The organism is Hymenobacter cavernae (assembly GCF_014641455.1).
In the GTDB taxonomy this organism is placed as follows: domain Bacteria; phylum Bacteroidota; class Bacteroidia; order Cytophagales; family Hymenobacteraceae; genus Hymenobacter; species Hymenobacter cavernae.
This window is the reverse complement of the sequence record NZ_BMHT01000001.1, coordinates 779753-797953: the sequence shown is the minus strand read 5'-3', so window position 1 is coordinate 797953 and position 18201 is coordinate 779753. Positions and strand designations below refer to the sequence as shown.

The following is an 18201-nucleotide window of genomic DNA, read 5'->3' as shown; positions in this document are numbered from 1 at the left end:
AGATACTTAATGAAAACACTTTTTACTCCAGCTATCTGTCGACCTCTGGCTGTGGCTGCCCTACTCGCTTTGCCCGGTCTGGCAGCCGCGCAGTCTACTCCGCTGACGAGCGCTCTGCGGCAGCTTAGCAGCCAGCACTCCAAGCTAGGTCTGAGCGAGGCCGATGTGGCCAACCCAGTCGTAACCAGCTCGTACACCGACGCAGGCTCTGACATAACCCACGTCTATCTGCGCCAGCGCTACCAAGGCATCGAAATCTACGGGGCTGAAGCTGATATGCACCTAGATCGTAGCGAGAAGGTGGTGAGCATGCACAGCAATTTTGTGCGCAACGCAGCTGCTCAGGCTCGCACGACAACTCCCTCGCTGTCGGCTACACAAGGCATAGCGGCGGCAGCAAAGGCCCTAGGTTTGGCTACGCCCCGCAACCTGACCGTGAACAAAGCAGGCACGCCTGCCGAAGGAATGGTTTTCTCGGAAAGCGGCATCTCCCGTTCGCCGATTGCCGCGAAGCTCATGTACCAGGCTAATGCAAGCGGCGAGCTAGTGCTGGTGTGGGACGTGACCATTGATGATCTGAAATCGGAGCACTACTGGAACGTGCGCGTGGATGCCAGCACTGGCCAGTTAGTAGACAAGAGCGACTACACCATTTCGGAGCCAACCACTTTTGTTGAGCTTACGCAGAAGGCCCTGGCTACGAAAAACTGGCCTGAGCCTGTTGCAACGAACAGCGTAGCAGCACCAAACAGCTACGGGGTATGGCCCATTACGGTGGAAAGCCCCATCCATGGGGCCCGCCAAGTGGTCGTCAACCCGGCTGACCCCACGTACTCGCCCTTCGGCTGGCACGACACCAACGGGGTGGCCGGACCTGAGTACACCATCACGCGCGGCAACAACGTGCACGCTTACGAAGACCGGGCGAATGTTAACGCACCCGGCTACAGCCCCGATGGCGGCACCGACCTAGTGTTCGACTTCCCCTTCAATCCAGCGTTGGTGCCCCAAGCCAGCCAGGATGCGGCTATTACCAACTTGTTCTACTGGAATAACATCATCCACGACGTAATGGCCTACAAAGGCTTTGACGAAGTGAGCGGTAACTTCCAGGTGAAGAACTACACCGGCACGGGGCTGGGGAATGACGACGTGCGGGCTGAAGCCCAGGACGGCGGCGGCACCGACAACGCCAACTTCTCTACCCCAAACGATGGCTCCCGCCCCCGCATGCAGATGTATCTGTGGTCGGCGCCGGCTTCGCTCGTCATCAGCACCCCTTCACCGGTTGCCGGCACCTACAAAGCAATACCAGCCGGCTTTGGCAAGAAACTCGCTCCGGGTGTTCCGTTCACCGGGCAGTTTGTGCTCGTAAACGACGCCGCCTCTACTAGCCTAGGCTGCACGCGGCCCTTCCTCAACGCGGCCGCCATCAGCGGTAAAATAGCCGTTCTGGACCGGGGCGGCTGCGACTTCTCGGAGAAGGTGCGCAATGCTAAATTGTCTGGCGCCAAAGGCGTAGTAGTAGTCAACAACGTAGCAGGCGACCCCATCACGATGGGGGCTGGTGCTGATACTACGAACACGGGTATTCCTTCCGTAATGATTTCCCTGGCTGATGGCAATGCGCTCAAAGCCAACCTAGCTGCTGGTGGTACTCCTTCCGGCGCCATAACCGGTGGAATTCCCCGCGACGGTGACTTCGACAACGGCATCATCACGCACGAATATGGCCACGGCATCTCCAACCGCCTGACCGGCGGCCCGGCGAACTCCAACTGCCTAGGCAATGCCGAGCAGATGGGTGAAGGCTGGAGCGACTTCTTCGGTCTGTGGATGACCACCAAGCCCGGCGACGTAGGGCAGACCCCCCGCGGTATCGGCAACTATGCACAATCAACGGCTGCTGATGGTCCTGGCATTCGTCCGCAGCGTTACTCCACGGACTTCGCCGTGAACAACCAGACCTATGCGCTGGTAGGCACGGGTGCTTACACCGCTGTGCACGCCATTGGCTCGATCTGGGCCGCTACGCTGTGGGATCTGAACTGGAAGCTGGTAGAAAAATACGGCTACAACAAAGACCTGAAAGCCAAAACCGGCGGCAACAATATTGCCCTGAAACTAGTGCTCGATGGCTGCAAACTGCAGGTATGCCGTCCTGGCTTCCTGGATGGTCGTGATGCCATCCTGAAGGCTGACTCCATCTACAACAACAAGGCTAACACAGCCTTGATCTGGCAGGTGTTTGCCCGCCGCGGCATGGGTATCGATGCCGTACAAGGTTCCAGCAACAGCCTCACCGACAACACGGCCGGTTACCTCGTGCCGATCCGCGTGCTAGCTACCCAGTCGCAGCAGGATCGTGACCAGCTACTGGAGCTGTACCCAAACCCCGCCAACAGTGAGCTGACCGTGCGTCTGCCCGTGAAGAGCAAGACGCCTGTGCAGGTGTCCTTGTTGACCACGCTGGGCAAAACGGTACAAACGGTTAGCGTACCAACCGTGGAGCTACAGCAGGGCACTCAGCTGAACACGAGCAGCGTAGCCGCTGGTCTGTACATTGTGCAGCTGCGCTCGGATGCTGGTACCTTCACCAAGAAAGTGCTCATTCAGCACTAAGCTGCAAATCGCCTGACCTAGGTCTGGCAGTTGAAATAAAACCCGGTGGGCAGCTGCTCACCGGGTTTTTTGTTGGCTAATAGTTCATCTGTGTGGTACGCTAGGTTCCTGCTGACGCTTGCTGTTGAAAGGAGGCAGCACTGCCTTGGTGCAGCAACCTAGGACCGCTGAACGGCAAACCTAGGTAGAAGGCTAGGAACAGCTGATAATAGCTGTGAAGGACCACCTTCACAGCTATTATCAGCGCTAGAAAAATGGCCTGAAATCACGCAGTAGAGGGTAGATGGAATAAAATGAATTTTAGATGAAATTATATTTTTTATTGTGGTCTAGCCTGTATAGGTTTGGGGACCAGCCTCTTCAAAAACTTACCATACTTTCTTTCACTTTCTAGCACTACACTATGAGAGCAACCTTTACTACTGCGACAGGTCGGGCATTGGCTTTGGCCGCGCTGCTAGCCGTTCCAGGTTTAGCCTCGGCCCAGAATGCCTCGCCAGCGCTAAGCAGCGCCCTGAGCCAGCTGACAACGCAACGCGCCAAGCTAGGTCTGAGCGCCCCCGACATTGCCGACCCGGCCGTGACCAGCTCGTATACCGAGGCTGATTCCAAGGTGACGCACGTGTACCTGCGCCAGCGCTACCAAGGCATCGAAATCTACGGGGCTGAAGCTGATCTGCACTTGGATGGCAGTAACAAGCTGGTGAGCCTGCACAGTAACTTTGTGGCCAATGTAGCGAATGCCGCCCGCGCTGCCGCTGCTGCGCCCACCCTGTCGCCTGCGCAAGCCGTAGCTGCTGCGGCACGAGCCCTAGGTCTGGCTGCACCCAGCCGACTGGATGTTCTGCAAGGCGGCGAGCCGGCCGCAGGGTTGAAGCTGAGTGAAGGTGGTATTTCCCGTTCGCCAATCTCCGTAAAGCTCATGTACCAGGCTAATGCAAGCGGCGAGCTAGTGCTGGTGTGGGACGTGACCATTGATGATCTGAAATCGGAGCACTACTGGAACGCGCGCGTAAATGCCGCAACCGGTGGTCTGGTAGATAAGTACGACTACACCATTTCGGAGCCGGTAAGCTTTGCCGAACTCACGCAACATGCCCTGGCTACGAAGAACTGGCCTGAACCAGCCGTTACGAACGGCGTAGCCGCTCCTAATAGCTACAATGTTTACCCGATTACTGTAGAGAGCCCGCTGTATGGTGCTCGTCAGGTAGTCGTTAACCCGGCCGACCCGACGCACTCGCCCTTCGGCTGGCACGACACCAACGGGGTGGCCGGACCTGAGTACACCATCACGCGCGGCAACAACGTGCACGCTTACGAAGACCGCACTGCGCGGAACACGCCTGGCTACAGCCCTGATGGTGGCACCGATCTGATCTTTGACTACCCCTTCAACCAGGCTGCTGCACCACAGGTTTACCAGGATGCGGCTATCACCAACTTGTTCTACTGGAATAACCTGATGCACGACTACATGGCCTACAAAGGCTTTGACGAAGTGAGCGGTAACTTCCAAGTGAAGAACTACACCGGCACGGGGCTGGGGAACGACGACGTGCGGGCTGAAGCCCAGGACGGCGGCGGCACCAACAACGCCAACTTCTCTACTCCAAACGACGGCTCCCGTCCCCGCATGCAGATGTATCTGTGGCCCGGTGGCACCGGCAGCATCACGGCTCCGGCTACTATTGCCGGTAGCTTGCCCATGCGCGGCACGGCATACGGCAGAACCCTGACGGCAGCGGGCCCTATCAGCGGGCGCTTGGTACTGGCCGACGACGGCTCTGCTAACCCTCCGCGCGCTTGTAACCCGCTGGTGAATGCTGCTGCCATAAGTGGCAATATCGCGCTGGTGTATCGGGGTGGCACTTGCTCGACGCCCACCAAGATTCGCAACGCGCAAAATGCCGGTGCTCGCATGGTAATGATTGCGGATAGCATTCCGAACACGGCTATTGCCAACTACGGCGGCGCTACGGATACCGTTGGTATTCGCATTCCTTCCGTGGCGATTTCCAAAGCCGATGGTGATAAAATCAGAGCGGTTCTTACCTCTGGTACGGCCGTTACGGTTTCCGTTAGCGGTATCATCCGCGACGGTGACTTCGATAACGGCGTTATCGCCCACGAATACGGCCACGGCATCTCGAACCGCCTGACCGGCGGGCCGGCGAACTCCAACTGCCTAGGCAATGCCGAGCAGATGGGTGAAGGCTGGAGCGACTTCTTCGGCCTGTGGATGACCACCAAGCCCGGCGACCAGGGCTACACGCCCCGTGGCATCGGCAACTACGTAACGGGTGCAGCTACCGATGGCTACGGTATTCGTCCGCAGCGTTACTCCACGGACTTCGCCGTGAACAACCAGACCTACGCGCTGATCGGCACGGGTGCTTACACCGCGGTGCACGCCATTGGCTCGGTATGGGCGGCTACCCTGTGGGATCTGAACTGGAAGATGATCGAGAAGTATGGCTACAATAAGGATATGAAAGCCAAGACCGGCGGTAACAACGTTGCCCTGAAACTGGTGCTCGACGGCTGCAAACTGCAGGTATGCCGCCCCGGCTTCCTGGATGGTCGCGACGCAATCCTGAAAGCTGACTCCATCTATAACAACAAAGCCAATACCTACCAGATCTGGCAGGTGTTTGCCCGCCGCGGCATGGGTATCGATGCCGTACAAGGTTCCAGCAACAGCCTCACCGACAACCAGGCTGGCTACCTGATTCCGACGCGTGTGCTGGCTTCGCAGCCGCAACAGCAGCGCAACGAGCTGCTAGAACTGTACCCGAACCCCGCCAGCAGCGAGCTGACCGTACGTCTGCCCGTGAGCAGCAAGACGCCCGTACAGGTGTCGTTGCTAACGCTGTTGGGCAAGACGGTGCAGACTTCTACCGTGGCTTCAGGTGAGTTGCAGCAAGGTGCCCGCGTCAACATCAGCGACGTGGCTGCCGGTCTGTACATCGTGCAGCTGCACACCAGCGCTGGCACGTTCAACCGCAAAGTGCTCATCCAGCACTAAGACCTAGGTCTAGGTACGGCCGCTATCCGCCGCCGCTCCGCGTAACAAAAAACCCGATGGGCTCCGCTCATCGGGTTTTTTGTTGGTTATAAGTGAGCTTTTACGTATTCGTTAAACACTCAGTCAAAAGTAAAAGCGGAGAGCAACCTAGGTATGCTGCTGCCAGACAGCGTTTTGCCCTAGGTCTTATTGCCGAATACTACTGTCTCACTACTGATTATGTCTGATCGTACCACTGCCTTGCTCGCTTTGCGCCCCGTGGTGGCCGCTGAGCTACCCGATGTACCCACCGCCACCGTCGGCGACTTTCTGCACCGCACGCTACGGCCCGTGCTTAAGCTTCAGAACGACGTGCTCTTGCTGCTGGTAGCGGATTTCGTGCGCGAGCACCATATTCCGTTTGCGAGAGCCGGCGCTGCCGAGCGCGAACGACTAATAGCCGAGTTGCTGACCCGCAACGTGAAGCTGCGCTACACCATTATTGGCATTATAAGTGGCTTATTTACAGCAGATGAAACAGCCTTTTACCGCCAACACCGCGCCGAGCTGAACCGGCGCTTGCTGGAGCTGGCCACGCAACGCGTGCAAAGCCAGGCAGCAGCGGTGGCGGAACAGTTGGCGTTGGCAAACTCTGATGAATGAAGAACTATTACCAGATACTGGAATTACCAAACTATGCGCCGGCCGCTGATATCCGGCGGGCGTACCGACGTCTGGTGCTGATAACCCACCCCGACCGCACACCCGACCTAGCCGCCCATGATCGTTATTTAGCTATAAATGAAGCATATGAAGTCCTGAGTCATCCTGTAAGGCGGCAATACTACGACGCTTTATTGCGGCAGCCAGCCGTACCCGTGAAGGTAGAAGCCAGCCCGGCCGAAGAGCTGCACCCTGACCCCGCCATGCGCCGGCGTGGACGTCGGCGCCCACAATTGACAGTGCCGACTACACAGCCTTTGCATATGCGCTACGCGGCCGAATTCGGCCGTATTGTGCCTCGCCTACGCATTGTGGCGGGCCTGAGTCTGGTGCTCGCCCTGTTGGTGATGGTCGATTTCCTGCGGACAAAGATTTTACCGAATGAGGCCGTGCAGGACTTCGAGTACGTGCATGAGCTAGGTCAGAACAACGCGGCAACTTACTTCGTCGTGTCGACGCAACATGCAAAGTTTGAGGTTGAACCCACGACGAGTCTAACAAAAGACGATCGGGTGACGGTGTATCAAACGCCGTGGTTTGGGAAAGTGCGCCAGGTAAGTCTGTATTCCGAGCAATTGAAGGGAGTGCAGTTGCAACTAGAAGGTAACCCTGAAGTATCCAGGGCAGTGATGGACGAGCTGTCGAAGGGGGTGCATTTGCGGCCCCATAGTTTTGGGTATGCCTGGGTACTACTCGCGTTAGTGGTTGGAAGTGGCGTCGGTATTTTCTATCCGCCGTTGCGCATCGATCATGCCTTCAACCTAGGTTTTGTCAATTCCGTAGCGCTGCTACTGCTGATTGTATACCTGCTCTTTATGTAAAAACAGAGGCGGCGGTCGAAGCACGGGGTAGGAACGCGCCACGGCACGTTCGCCGTTTGAGCCGCTTAGCACCTGCTGTGGGCACGTCGCCCGGACGAGAACGCGCCGTGGCGCGTTCCTACCCCGCGCTTAGCCAAAAAAGAATACCCTAGGTCAACAAAAAGCCCGCTATGTGAGTAGCGGGCTTTTTGTTGACCTAGGGTAGAACGCTTAATCGTACTGCGAATCGCGCAGCGGCACAGGCGTCGACTTCTTGCGGACACGCATGTTCAGGATTTCGACCACCAGCGAGAAGGCCATGGCAAAGTACACGTAGCCCTTCTCGATTTCCTTGTGGAAAGCCTCCATCACCAGCATGATGCCGATCATAATCAGGAACGACAAAGCCAGGATCTTGATGGTGGGGTTCTTGTTCACGAAGTCGCTGATGTAGCCGGAGAAGGCCAGCATGATGCCCATCGCGCAGATAACGGCCGCAATCATGACCAGCACGTTGTCGACCAGGCCAACAGCAGTCAGAATCGAATCGAAGGAGAAAACGATGTCAATCAGCACGATCTGGATGATGACCCGCGTAAGGCTATGAAAGTTGCCCGCGTTCATCTCGTCGCCCTCGCCCTGTAGCTTGGTGTGAATCTCGGTGGTGCTTTTGGCCAGCAGAAACAAACCACCAGCCAGCAGAATCAGGTCGCGGCCCGCCACCCCGAAGTTGGGCTGGTCCATAAACGATAGGTTCAGCGTGAATAACGGTTCTTTCAGGCCCACAATCCAGGTGATGCTCAGCAGCAGCCCGATGCGAAACAGCAGCGCCAGCAGCAACCCGATGGTGCGCCCTTGTTTCTGCTGCTCGTGCGGCAACCGGTTCACGACGATAGAGATGAAAATGATATTATCGATGCCCAACACGATTTCCATGAACGTCAGCGTGAGCAAGCTGACCCAGGTGTGAATGCTGGAAAAGGCCGAAAAGTCGAACATTAACTGATGTGCTGATTTGCTAATGAGTTGATTTGCTGATTATCTAACAAGCTGGTGAATTGATGTGCTGGTAAGTTGATGGGCTAACCAGGTGAGTAATGCTTGACACTGATGCAGAGCTACATGGTAGATCAACTTATCAGCACATCAACTCATCATCTCCCTAGCACATCAATCACCTAGCTTTTCATATTCACAAATTGCAGCGGCTGACCTAGGTCGGCGCCGCGCAGCAGGGCAATAACTTGCTGAAGGTCATCGATTTTCTTGGCCGTAACGCGCACCTGCTCATCCTGGGTCTGGGCTTCTACCTTGAGCTTGCTGTCCTTGATGAGTTTGATGATCTTGCGGCTGGCGTCTTTATCGATGCCTGCGCGCACCTTCACCGTTTTCTTCACCAAAGCGCCTGAGGCCTGCTCTTCGGCCGAGAAGTCGAGGGCGGTGCCATCGATGCCCTGCTTCACGGCGCGGCCCAACAGGATGTCTTCCAGCGCTTTCAAGCGCATCGAGTTTTCAGAGCTGAGCTGAATGGTGTTGGCCTTTTTATCCAGCTCCATCCCGCCTTTCGTATCGCGCAGGTCGTAGCGGGTCTGAAGTTCTTTTTTGGCCGTGTTTACCGCGTTTTCCAGCGTTTGGGGGTCTACTTTGCTTACAATGTCGAAGGATGCCATAATGCAGCAGCTTATACGTGAGGTAGGCTGTACGCCAACGCGTGTAGGTTGTTGGCGCTTGAGTTCAAAGGTAGGAGTTTGCCTACATTGTTGTCGGTTTCTTCACCTTTCTCTCACGTCTACCGCGCTATGCAACCTACTGCCCCGAGTTCTCCCGCCGAGTTTGCCGCCTACTACGACCTGCGCTACCGTGTGCTACGGGCGCCCTGGGGGCAGCCCCTGGGCTCGGAGCGCGCCGACGACGATGACCTGCCCACCACCGTGCACGCCATGCTCACGGCTCCCGATGGCACTGCAATTGGTGTGGCTCGCCTGCATCCTTCTGCGCCGGTTCAGGCGCAGGTGCGCTACATGGCCGTCGATCCAGCGAAGCAGGGCCAGGGTATCGGCCGCCACTTATTGGAGTATCTGGAAGCTGCTGCGCGCCAGCAAGGCCTGACGGAGTGCATTCTGCACGCCCGCGAAGCCGCGGTGCCTTTCTACGCAAAGCTAGGTTACGAAATAGTAGCGCCGTCGCACACGCTGTTCGGCAGCATCCCGCATTTCCTGATGCGGAAGTTGTTGTAAGTCAGTATTGCTCCTAAGCACTTAAGCTATAAGACCTAAGTATCACCATCCGGGTTCGTCCTTAACCACCTTCTTACCGACACCAATGCCGCCGCCCCAAGACCTAGCTACGATGCTAGCTATCTACAATAAGATCAATAACTATGGTCGCACCAATGGCATGGAGCTACAGGTGCAAGCGCCTGGCGACGTAACCTATACCATGGCCGTGCGCGAAGAGCATCTTTCCTCGCCGAATACTTGTCACGGCGGTGCAATAGCGGGTCTGATGGATGCGGCCCTAGGTGCTGCGGCGCTCACGCTAGCGCTTCCCAAAGGCGAGTTGGTTTCTACTGTTGAGTTTAAGATGAACTACTTACAGCCTGTGTATCTGCACGATGTACTCGTGGCGCATGGGTGGGTAGAGCAGGCAGGCAAAACGCTGGTAGTTGCCAGTGCCACTATCACCTGCCCGAGCCGCGACAACGCAGTCGTAGCTCGCGCCCTAGGTACCTTTAACCGCTACCCCGCCAGCAAGCGTGATTTTGAAGGGTTGAGCGGGTAAATGGTTGAAGGTTGATGTAAATATCTATAAATCAACAATCCCCTAAAAGACACCGCCGGATAATCCCGTGTTGCTGCGGGATCATCCGGCGGATGAAGTGTTAAGCTAGGTTCCGGGCGAACTACAGCCGATCGGATGAGCTGGCAGATTCTTCCTGCTCTTCCTCGTACTCTTCGCCATCCTGCGGCGGCTGCACTTTGCGCACGTTACGGGCGCAGTCTTCGTCGCGGTGGTTGCGACCAACCGTGAACTCCACCCAGTCGCCTTCGCGCAGGTCGTTGAAGTCGCCTTCCGACATATCCGCGTAGCTGAAGAACAGGTTGTTCGGCGGCATTACCACGAAACCAAAGCCATTCTTCAGGTTCTTGATGGTGCTGATACCTACCGTGCCAACTGGGCCAGCAGCCGTCGGGCCGGTGGGGCGCACCGGCTTCGGTGCAGGGAAAGCCACAGGCTCGGGCTGGTTCACGAAGAGGTTCTCAATAATTTCCTCGTTGGCAGCCAAGCCAGCGTCAATCACATCGTGCATGCCAATAGGATAGGTAGCATGCTCCAGCAATTGCTGCGAAGCGCGGGTAACGCGGTTTTCGCCTTTGAAATCAACGTATTTGAAATCCCAGTTCAGCAGCATCACGCGCGTGCCGATGGTGTTCAGCTTCTTGATCAGGGGCACGTAGTCGCTATCGCCGGCGATGAGCACAATCACATCGAAGCTTTTGTGCAGCGCTAGTTCCAGCGCTTCCAGGGCCAGCCACACATCAATGCCTTTTTCCTGCAAACGGCCGTCGCGCGTTTTCAGGGGCATGTAGTGCGTCGTGATACCTAGGTTCATCAAAATATCGTCGAGCAGGCGGTCGTGAAACAGCCGGTCTTTATCGCGGGCTTCCGTTGCGCTCAGACGTCCCCGGAAGAAGTGCGAGTCCGTAATCTGGCTCAGGCGCACATCAACATCTTCTTCCTCAGCCACTTGGTGGCGGATATATTCATGGAGGCCTTCCAGGCTAATACGGGCCTTGCGCTCGTGCTGGAAGTAGTAGTAATCGCTGATTTTCAGGAAATAATTGCCGTCATAGAAGACGCCTATCCGAATCAGTGGGCTATTCATCTGGTTCATACGAGAAATTTTTGTGTGCGCAAAAAGGTGGGGTAATCGGAGCGGTAAACTGGAGCAAGTGACTCAGGGCAAACCCATAAGTCGGTCAAAGATACAAGGTACAATGATTAGGTTGTTTCAACCCGACCCTCAATGGCTTGCAGCTATCTAAATAAGCAGCAAGAAGTAAGGTTTAAAGGGTAAAGTAGCGCAACAACCAAAACTGTGACCTGTGTATGAGAAAACAGTGAAGCAGCAAACCAATCTAAACGCTCGGTCAAAACACCTAAAGCAACAGCGACTAACGTAGTTTTACTTTAAACATTAAGAAGATGCAATACTAGGAAATAAAACTTTGCCAATTATATAGAAACCTGGCAAGAGGGGCGTCTTTTGTCCTGCTACTGCCTGAAAGTAGAATGGAAATTGCTAAAGCAAAGATAACACTCCATTCTTTTATCCTAATAATACTATCCTAGCCAGAACGACGAATTAAGCGCGCATGTAGACAGACAAGCTGGAAAAGACGACTAAACAGTCTGAAGCTTAATCCTAACTTTATACCTGTAAAACGCAAACCTGCTCAAAAGTGCATCCGGCCTACCACCAACCCCAAAATTAACAGTCCATAACCAATACAAATTCCGACTTCCAACAAGTTCCCGGAAGCTGAACCGGTAGAAATAAGGGGAACTTTCAGGGAAATATCGGCGAAGGGAAAAAACCAGCGCACGCCCTGCTTGGTAAGCGAATCTGCCACCAAATGCGACGCGTAGCCGGCGCCGGCGAACTGCGCCACCCCGTGCCAACCCAATGACTGGTTGGCCAGATACCCGGTGTAAGTCCAGAGGGCCGTAGCCCAGAGGGTGTGGGTCCAGGAACGGTGGGCGGTAAAAGGCGCCAGCGCCACAAACGCACCCAGCAGACTGAGCCACAAGAAACCGAAATATAAACCTAGCACAGCCGTGCTGGCCCCCGTAAACAGCAAGGCTAGCTTGCGGGCCGAGCCGCCCTGCATCCCTAGCCCAATCAGGGCGAAAGCTAGGGCAGCGGTGTAACTCATGCGCTGCTCGCGGCCGGGCGCGAGCATGAAATACGTGTAAGCGGCAATGCAGCCGGCGCCAATGGCAAATGCCCAGCGCACATAGTTCTGGGCGAAACCTAGCCTTTTGCTCAGGCGGCTGTCGGGGTGGTCGAGGTCGGGGGCGAGGGAGGAGAAGCCCGCCAACGCAATACCGAAAGGAGAGAAGGGCACGCCGGGCACTAAGCCGGCCACAGCAACGCCGGTAATGAGGCCGATGGCCAGGTGAGAAGAACCGCGCACAAGTAACAGATGGATAGAAAATAAAGCCCGAAGATACCGGCGCGGCAACCTAGGTAATAATCTAAGAAGCTTTTTTTAGTACAATTCCTTCGGGCACGCGCAAGCGCCGCTCGTATTCGCCGGTCAAGGATTCCTCGATGCCAGCCACGCGCTTGTCCATCTTTTCAACGGTGGTGCGCAGGTCCGTCGTTTCGGTTTTTAGCTCTTTTACTTCAGTCTTGATTTCGCCTAGCTTGTGGATTATCAGTTCAAAAGTTCGGTTAAGCACTTGGATCATCTCCTGCCGATCTTGGCGCATTTCTGCTCGCATTTCCTGCATCTCGATCAGGATTTCGGAAACTACTAAGGGCCGGTCTTTATTCTTGTCGTCCATTGTTTGGCTGCTTGTAGCTAGGGTACAGGCGAAATTGCGTCCGCTCTCCGAATATACGGCGGAAACTTTCGCGCCGCGGCAACGGTATTGCCTACGTACCGCGCCCGACCCGAGAAAACCTTTGGTCGGGCTTCTACCTTTGCCCCTCGCTTTAGAAGATATCCGTTTTGAAAGCCTCCGAATTTACTCAGCTCTATCGCCACGACCCGGACGTGCTGCACGTTGCCAATGCCCTGAAAGACGTGCCGGCCGATGCCGCGCCGCGCCTGCATATTCGCGGCTTGGTGGGCAGCCAGGATGCCGTATTGGCCGTGACGCTGCATAAACTGCAACCCGAGCAGCACCATTTATTTATCCTCCACGACCGCGACGAGGCTAGCTATTTCCTGGCCGACTTGCAGCACTTGCTCGGCAACGACCACGAGCCAATGCTGTTTCCGAGCTCTTACAAACGCGCGTATTCGTTTGATGAGACGGAAAATGCCAACGTGCTCATGCGCGCCGAGGTGCTGAATCAGTTGAACTCGCGGGATAAAGTCGGGCAGCTGCTCGTGACGTATCCGGAGGCGCTGACGGAGAAGGTTATCAATCGGCAAAGCCTGGTGCAGCATACGTTTTCGGCGAAAATTGGCGACAAGCTCGACGTGAACTTTCTGGGCGAGATGCTGGCCGAGTACGACTTCGAGCGCACTGATTTTGTGTACGAAGCCGGCCAGTATGCCGTGCGCGGTGGTATCGTGGACGTGTTTAGCTACGCTAACGAGCTGCCGTTTCGTATCGAACTATTTGGTGATGAGGTAGAAAGTATCCGCACGTTCAACCCGGAAAGTCAGCTTTCGGTGGAGAAGCGCGACTTCATCAGCATCGTGCCCAATGTGCAGACCAAGCTGCTGCAAGAGAGGCGCGAGGCGTTCCTGGACTTCATTCCGCGCAACACCACCATCTGGGCCAAAGACCTGCGCCAGATGCTGGATGTGATAGATGAGTCGTTCGACAAGGCGGAGCAGGGCTTCAAGCAGGTGCTGGAAGAAGGCGGCGGCGTGCAGATCGTGAGCAAGCCGGAGGACTTGTTTGAAACGGCAAAGTCGGTGAAGAAGCTGCTCGACAACTTCACGGTGGTGGAGTTTGGAAAGCGCTTTTACTACAAGACGCCCACCGAATTTGCCTTTGCCGCCAAGCCCCAACCTAGCTTTAATAAAGACTTCAGCCGCATCGTTAAGAACCTGAAGCAGAACCAGGAGCAGGGCTACACCAACGTCATTGCGGCCGACTCGGTGCGGCAGGCCGACCGGCTCCGCACCATCTTCGACGAGCTGGACAACAATGTGCAGTTTCAGCACCTGCTGATTGCCCTGCGCGAAGGCTACGTGGATGATACACTGAAGCTCGTCGTTTACACTGACCACCAGCTGTTTGAGCGCTACTACCGCACCCAGGAGGTGCGAAAGTTCTCGAAGAAGAAAGCGCTTACGCTCAAGGAGCTACGCACGCTTCAGCCCGGCGACTACGTGGTGCACCAGGACCACGGCATTGCGCGCTTTGCCGGCATGATGCAGGTGGAAATCAACGACAAGGTGCAGGAGGCCATCCGGCTGGTGTACCGCGACGACGACGTGCTGACCGTCAGCGTTCATGCCTTGCACAAGATTGCCAAGTACAGCGGGGCCGAGGGCACGCCGCCCACCATGAGCAAGCTAGGTTCGCCGGAGTGGGAGAACAAGAAAAAGACGGTTAAGAAGAAGGTTAAAGACATTGCGGCTGAGTTGATTAGGCTGTATGCGAAGCGCAAAACGGCGCCGGGCTATGCCTTCTCAAAAGACAGCTTCATGCAGGCCGAGCTGGAGTCGAGCTTCATCTACGAGGACACGCCCGACCAGGCCAAGGCCACCGAAGACGTGAAGCACGACATGGAAATTCCGCACCCGATGGACCGCCTCGTGTGCGGCGACGTGGGTTTTGGCAAGACGGAAGTTGCTATTCGCGCTGCCTTTAAGGCGGTGGCCGATGGTAAGCAGGTAGCTATTCTGGTGCCCACGACCATCCTGGCCATGCAGCACTACCAGACGTTCCGCGAGCGGCTTGCCAACTTGCCTGTGACGGTGGAGTACGTGAACCGCTTCAAGACCACGAAGCAGATCAAGGAGACCCTGGGTCGGGTAGGGGAGGGCAAAACCGACATTCTCATCGGTACGCACCGCCTTGCAAACAAAGACGTTAAGTTCAAAGACCTAGGTTTGCTGGTGATTGACGAAGAGCAGAAGTTTGGGGTAAAAACCAAGGACAAGCTCAAGGAAATCAAGGTGAACGTAGATACGCTCACGCTCTCGGCCACGCCAATTCCGCGCACGCTGCACTTCTCGCTCATGGGTGCCCGCGACTTATCCGTCATTGCCACGCCGCCGCCGAACCGCCAGCCGGTGCAAACGGAGCTGCACGTATTCGATGAAGCCATCGTGCGCGACGCCATTGCCCGCGAGCTAAAGCGCGGTGGGCAAGCGTTTTATGTGCACAACCGGGTGAAAGACATTGAGGAGCAGGTCGCTATGATTATGCGCCTCGTGCCCGACGCCCGCGTGACGTACGTGCACGGCCAGATGGAAGGCGACCAGCTCGAAAAGCGCATGATGAAGTTTGTGGAGGCGGAGTACGACGTGCTGGTAGCCACGAACCTGATCGAAAGCGGTCTGGATATTCCGAACGCTAACACCATGATTATCAATCGTGCCCACCTCACCGGCCTCAGCGACCTGCACCAGATGCGCGGCCGCGTGGGGCGCTCCAACAAGAAGGCATATTGCTACCTGCTCACGCCGCCGGTGGCTAACCTGCCCGCCGACGCCCGCAAGCGCCTGAACACGCTGGAAGAATTCTCGGACCTAGGTGCAGGCTTCAACGTGGCCATGCGCGACCTGGATATTCGGGGCGCGGGCAACCTGCTGGGCGGTGAGCAAAGCGGCTTCATCAACGACCTAGGTTTTGAAACCTACCACCAGATTCTGGATGAGGCGGTGCAGGAGCTGAAAGAAACGGAGTTCCGCGACCTGTTCCTGGGCGACGAGACGGGCCGCTTGCAGGAAGCTGCTGCCATCAGTCGCCCAAAGGAGTGCAACATCGAAACGGACCTGCAAATCCTGATTCCGGAGCAGTACGTGACCAACGTGTCAGAGCGCTTGCAGCTCTACTCGAAGATGGACCGGGTGAAGGACCTCGGCGAGTTGCGCAAGCTGGTGAACGGTATGGTCGACCGTTTTGGCCCGCTACCGCACGAAGTCGAGCAGCTCATTGACATCGTGAAGCTGCGCTGGCAGGGCTGTCAGGCTGGCTTTGAGAAGATTACGCTCAAGAAAGACCTGCTGAAAGGCTACATTCCGGCCGAAAACAACGAAGCGTATTTTCAAGGTTCGCAGTTCGGCAACATCTTGAACTACGTGCAAACGCACCCGAACAAGGCCCGTATGAAGGAGCGCAAAGATCAACTCATCATCAGCATTGAAGAGGTGAAAAGCGTGCAGGCTGCCAAGCGCATCCTCAGCGAGCTAGGCAGCGAAGAAAAAGCTGAGCCGGTTCTGGCCGCCACCGTCAGCGACGACGAGGACGAAGGTTAGGTTTCTCTGCCGCTGCAAAAGCCATATTGCCCCGCTGGTTTCCTGCGTTTGGAAGCTAGCGGGGCAGTGTTTTTAGCCTGTTCTGCTACACGGAAATCCGTACTTTTAAACCTGTCGCATTCCTATGGCTATTATCTTTTATGTCTTCTATATCACAAGACGAACTGCGGCGCCTATTCAAAAGGAAATATCTCAACAAGCTTGCTCTGCTCACATTAGTCAGGTCTTTAACCCCAGTTGCTAAGATAGATTTTGTGATGCCCCGTCTCCATATGCACGACGTTTATAATACGCGCTTAGGATTAGCACGCGAAGTAACTGGCGATTGGTTCGAAGAATTAGAGGAAACCGTAAAAGCACTGAAGCAAAGTAGCCTTGAAGAGGTGCGACTTATTGAGGCTGAATTTACAGAAGGTGACTGCGTGATTTTTACGGATCAGGATATGCAGGAAGTTCTTGGCGTAATTTACTTTCAGAGAAGAATTAGTGAATAGTCAGGCTCAGACAGAAATACCGAAACCTAGGCAATTCATTCCGCTCTGGCTCTAAGTCAGGCGTTATAGCCTCAGTCATTCTATTTCAGCTTTGCGAAAACCAGCGGCCGTAGTAGGTTCGGACATAGCAAGGAATCTTTGCTACAAAGTACGCGGCTTTGCTGGAAATAGGTCGCGTGCAACCTAGGTCCCCGGCTTTGCCAGACAGGACTTAACCAGCAGGAGAGAACCTAGGTTGGAGCAGCTTACTTCGTTCGCCGGTTTGGGCGGCGGGGCGCTATGTCGCCGCTGAGCGATTCGTGCTTGAAAATGGAGCTGTGCACAATACGGGACTGGCGGCCGGTTTCTTCGGCTTTGGCAAAAAACGTATTGGCTATAGCTTGCTGCCCCTCTTCCTCGAAGTGCTCACCTAAGTGCTGGAGCAGCATTTTGCTTTCTTCCAGCCCGCGCATCGATTGGTAGAGGATGGCTTCTACCGATTCGGTTACTTCCGAGAGCAGCGCGCTGATAGTGTACGCGTGCCCGGTGTGGCAGCGGAAGCGAATTAGCTTGCCTTCAACGAGTTGCGTGAGGGCGCCGTGGCATTCGGGGCAGGTAAATGCCGTGAGCTTGCCTTTATCGATAATTCCCATCTCAAAGGCATTATTGTTCTTGGCAATACTCAGCTCAATCTCCATCCGGTCCAGATCCTCTTTGGTTACGGCGGGTTCGGCGGGAGCGGGCTCTAAGGTGAGCTTCACCAACAACGCGGCCAGCTCGGCCAGCGGCACTATGTAATCGGCCTTCACGTACTCCAGCGCGTTGGTGGGCATGGCCGGCGAATGCGCGTCATGGGGGTCCTGCACCACCGTAACACCGCCCAGCCGCTGAATGCACCACAGCCCGGAAGTGCCATCGTCGAGGTAGCCGGTCAGAACTACCCCAATCACGCGCGGGCCGTATTCGTAGGCCGCCGAGCGAAACAGCGCATCCACCGAAGGCCGAAACCGGTTTTCCTTCGGGCCGCGCTTCACCAGCACCTTGTCGTCCTCGATCAGCAAGTGATGATCGGGCCGGGCGACGTAGATGGTACCGGGCTGCACCTGCTCGCCATCCTGCGGATGCTTAGCTGGCAGCGCCGACACCCGACTCATGAGCTGCGGCAAGATGCTGTCAACGTAAGGAGCCATGTGTTGCACCACGAGAATAGGCGCTGGAAAATCATGCGGTAGGCTTCGCACCAGCTCCATTAAGGCCGTCACTCCTCCCGATGATGCGCCAATCACCACAATATCCCGCTTTGGCTGGGAAGCTTCGCCTTTCGTGTGTGCGGTCATGGGGTAAGTTTAAATTACTATAACTCGATTCATAAGTACGTGAGCCGTTCCTCATAGTTGAGT

14 protein-coding genes are annotated in these 18201 nt (G+C 55.9%); 8 read left to right on the top strand and 6 right to left on the bottom strand.

Annotation, left to right across the window (positions count from 1 at the left end):
- Positions 1-51 precede the first annotated feature (51 nt).
- The 4 genes from IEX74_RS03415 (at position 52) to IEX74_RS03400 (ending at position 7173) form a co-directional block, all read left to right on the top strand.
- On the top strand, positions 52-2622 hold the full coding sequence (locus IEX74_RS03415; protein ID WP_188810925.1) for a T9SS-dependent M36 family metallopeptidase: 2571 nt from the start codon (positions 52-54) through the stop codon (positions 2620-2622).
- Between the two features lie 403 nt (positions 2623-3025).
- Positions 3026-5650 carry a T9SS-dependent M36 family metallopeptidase gene (locus IEX74_RS03410; protein ID WP_188810923.1) on the top strand — a complete coding sequence of 875 codons (2625 nt, stop codon included), beginning with the start codon at positions 3026-3028 and terminating at the stop codon, positions 5648-5650.
- A gap of 219 nt (positions 5651-5869) precedes the next feature.
- Complete coding sequence (locus tag IEX74_RS03405) at positions 5870-6292, top strand: hypothetical protein (RefSeq protein ID WP_188810921.1); 423 nt, start codon at positions 5870-5872, stop codon at positions 6290-6292.
- Positions 6289-7173 (top strand): J domain-containing protein, encoded by an 885-nt coding sequence (locus IEX74_RS03400; protein ID WP_188810919.1) that lies wholly within the window; start codon positions 6289-6291, stop codon positions 7171-7173. Before IEX74_RS03405 ends, IEX74_RS03400 begins: the two co-directional genes overlap by 4 nt.
- Positions 7174-7383: 210 nt before the next feature.
- On the opposite strand, the gene IEX74_RS03395 is transcribed toward IEX74_RS03400, so the two are convergent.
- Together IEX74_RS03395 and IEX74_RS03390 are read right to left on the bottom strand one after the other, a co-directional pair.
- Positions 7384-8151, bottom strand: a complete 768-nt coding sequence (locus IEX74_RS03395; protein ID WP_188810917.1) for a TerC family protein — start codon at positions 8149-8151, stop codon at positions 7384-7386.
- Positions 8152-8330: 179 nt separating this feature from the next.
- Positions 8331-8822, bottom strand: coding sequence for a YajQ family cyclic di-GMP-binding protein (locus IEX74_RS03390; protein ID WP_188810915.1), 492 nt, complete (start codon positions 8820-8822; stop codon positions 8331-8333).
- A gap of 129 nt (positions 8823-8951) precedes the next feature.
- On the opposite strand from IEX74_RS03390, the gene IEX74_RS03385 reads away from it, so the two are divergent.
- Positions 8952-9389, top strand: coding sequence for a GNAT family N-acetyltransferase (locus IEX74_RS03385; protein ID WP_188810913.1), 438 nt, complete (start codon positions 8952-8954; stop codon positions 9387-9389).
- Positions 9390-9474: 85 nt separating this feature from the next.
- Entirely contained in the window at positions 9475-9933 is a 459-nt protein-coding gene (locus tag IEX74_RS03380) for a PaaI family thioesterase (protein WP_188810911.1), read from the top strand.
- Between the two features lie 121 nt (positions 9934-10054).
- Here IEX74_RS03380 and IEX74_RS03375 read toward each other — a convergent pair whose 3' ends face one another.
- The 3 genes from IEX74_RS03375 to IEX74_RS03365 all read right to left on the bottom strand — a co-directional run bounded on the left by IEX74_RS03375 (position 10055) and on the right by IEX74_RS03365 (position 12723).
- Positions 10055-11047, bottom strand: coding sequence for an NYN domain-containing protein (locus tag IEX74_RS03375; protein ID WP_188810909.1), 993 nt, complete (start codon positions 11045-11047; stop codon positions 10055-10057).
- 562 nt (positions 11048-11609) lie between these two features.
- Positions 11610-12350 (bottom strand): metal-dependent hydrolase, encoded by a 741-nt coding sequence (locus IEX74_RS03370; RefSeq protein ID WP_188810907.1) that lies wholly within the window; start codon positions 12348-12350, stop codon positions 11610-11612.
- 61 nt (positions 12351-12411) lie between these two features.
- Positions 12412-12723 (bottom strand): hypothetical protein, encoded by a 312-nt coding sequence (locus IEX74_RS03365; RefSeq protein ID WP_188810905.1) that lies wholly within the window; start codon positions 12721-12723, stop codon positions 12412-12414.
- 167 nt (positions 12724-12890) lie between these two features.
- On the opposite strand from IEX74_RS03365, the gene mfd reads away from it, so the two are divergent.
- Positions 12891-16328, top strand: a complete 3438-nt coding sequence (gene mfd, locus IEX74_RS03360; RefSeq protein ID WP_188810903.1) for a transcription-repair coupling factor — start codon at positions 12891-12893, stop codon at positions 16326-16328.
- A gap of 140 nt (positions 16329-16468) precedes the next feature.
- On the top strand, positions 16469-16822 hold the full coding sequence (locus IEX74_RS03355; protein ID WP_188810901.1) for a hypothetical protein: 354 nt from the start codon (positions 16469-16471) through the stop codon (positions 16820-16822).
- A gap of 245 nt (positions 16823-17067) precedes the next feature.
- Here the strand turns inward: IEX74_RS03355 and IEX74_RS03350 are convergent, their stop codons facing one another.
- Positions 17068-18138 carry a chemotaxis protein CheB gene (locus IEX74_RS03350; RefSeq protein ID WP_188810899.1) on the bottom strand — a complete coding sequence of 357 codons (1071 nt, stop codon included), beginning with the start codon at positions 18136-18138 and terminating at the stop codon, positions 17068-17070.
- Positions 18139-18201 lie beyond the last annotated feature (63 nt).

What these genes read in the sequence shown, in the direction of transcription:
- IEX74_RS03410 (WP_188810923.1), top strand. Translation starts at nt 3,026, where the DNA reads ATGAGAGCAACCTTTACTACTGCGACAGGTCGGGCATTGGCTTTGGCC.
- IEX74_RS03365 (WP_188810905.1), bottom strand. Translation starts at nt 12,723, where the DNA reads ATGGACGACAAGAATAAAGACCGGCCCTTAGTAGTTTCCGAAATCCTG.
- IEX74_RS03380 (WP_188810911.1), top strand. Translation starts at nt 9,475, where the DNA reads ATGCCGCCGCCCCAAGACCTAGCTACGATGCTAGCTATCTACAATAAG.
- IEX74_RS03395 (WP_188810917.1), bottom strand. Translation starts at nt 8,151, where the DNA reads ATGTTCGACTTTTCGGCCTTTTCCAGCATTCACACCTGGGTCAGCTTG.
- IEX74_RS03390 (WP_188810915.1), bottom strand. Translation starts at nt 8,822, where the DNA reads ATGGCATCCTTCGACATTGTAAGCAAAGTAGACCCCCAAACGCTGGAA.
- IEX74_RS03375 (WP_188810909.1), bottom strand. Translation starts at nt 11,047, where the DNA reads ATGAACCAGATGAATAGCCCACTGATTCGGATAGGCGTCTTCTATGAC.
- IEX74_RS03400 (WP_188810919.1), top strand. Translation starts at nt 6,289, where the DNA reads ATGAAGAACTATTACCAGATACTGGAATTACCAAACTATGCGCCGGCC.
- IEX74_RS03350 (WP_188810899.1), bottom strand. Translation starts at nt 18,138, where the DNA reads ATGACCGCACACACGAAAGGCGAAGCTTCCCAGCCAAAGCGGGATATT.
- IEX74_RS03405 (WP_188810921.1), top strand. Translation starts at nt 5,870, where the DNA reads ATGTCTGATCGTACCACTGCCTTGCTCGCTTTGCGCCCCGTGGTGGCC.
- IEX74_RS03355 (WP_188810901.1), top strand. Translation starts at nt 16,469, where the DNA reads ATGTCTTCTATATCACAAGACGAACTGCGGCGCCTATTCAAAAGGAAA.
- IEX74_RS03385 (WP_188810913.1), top strand. Translation starts at nt 8,952, where the DNA reads ATGCAACCTACTGCCCCGAGTTCTCCCGCCGAGTTTGCCGCCTACTAC.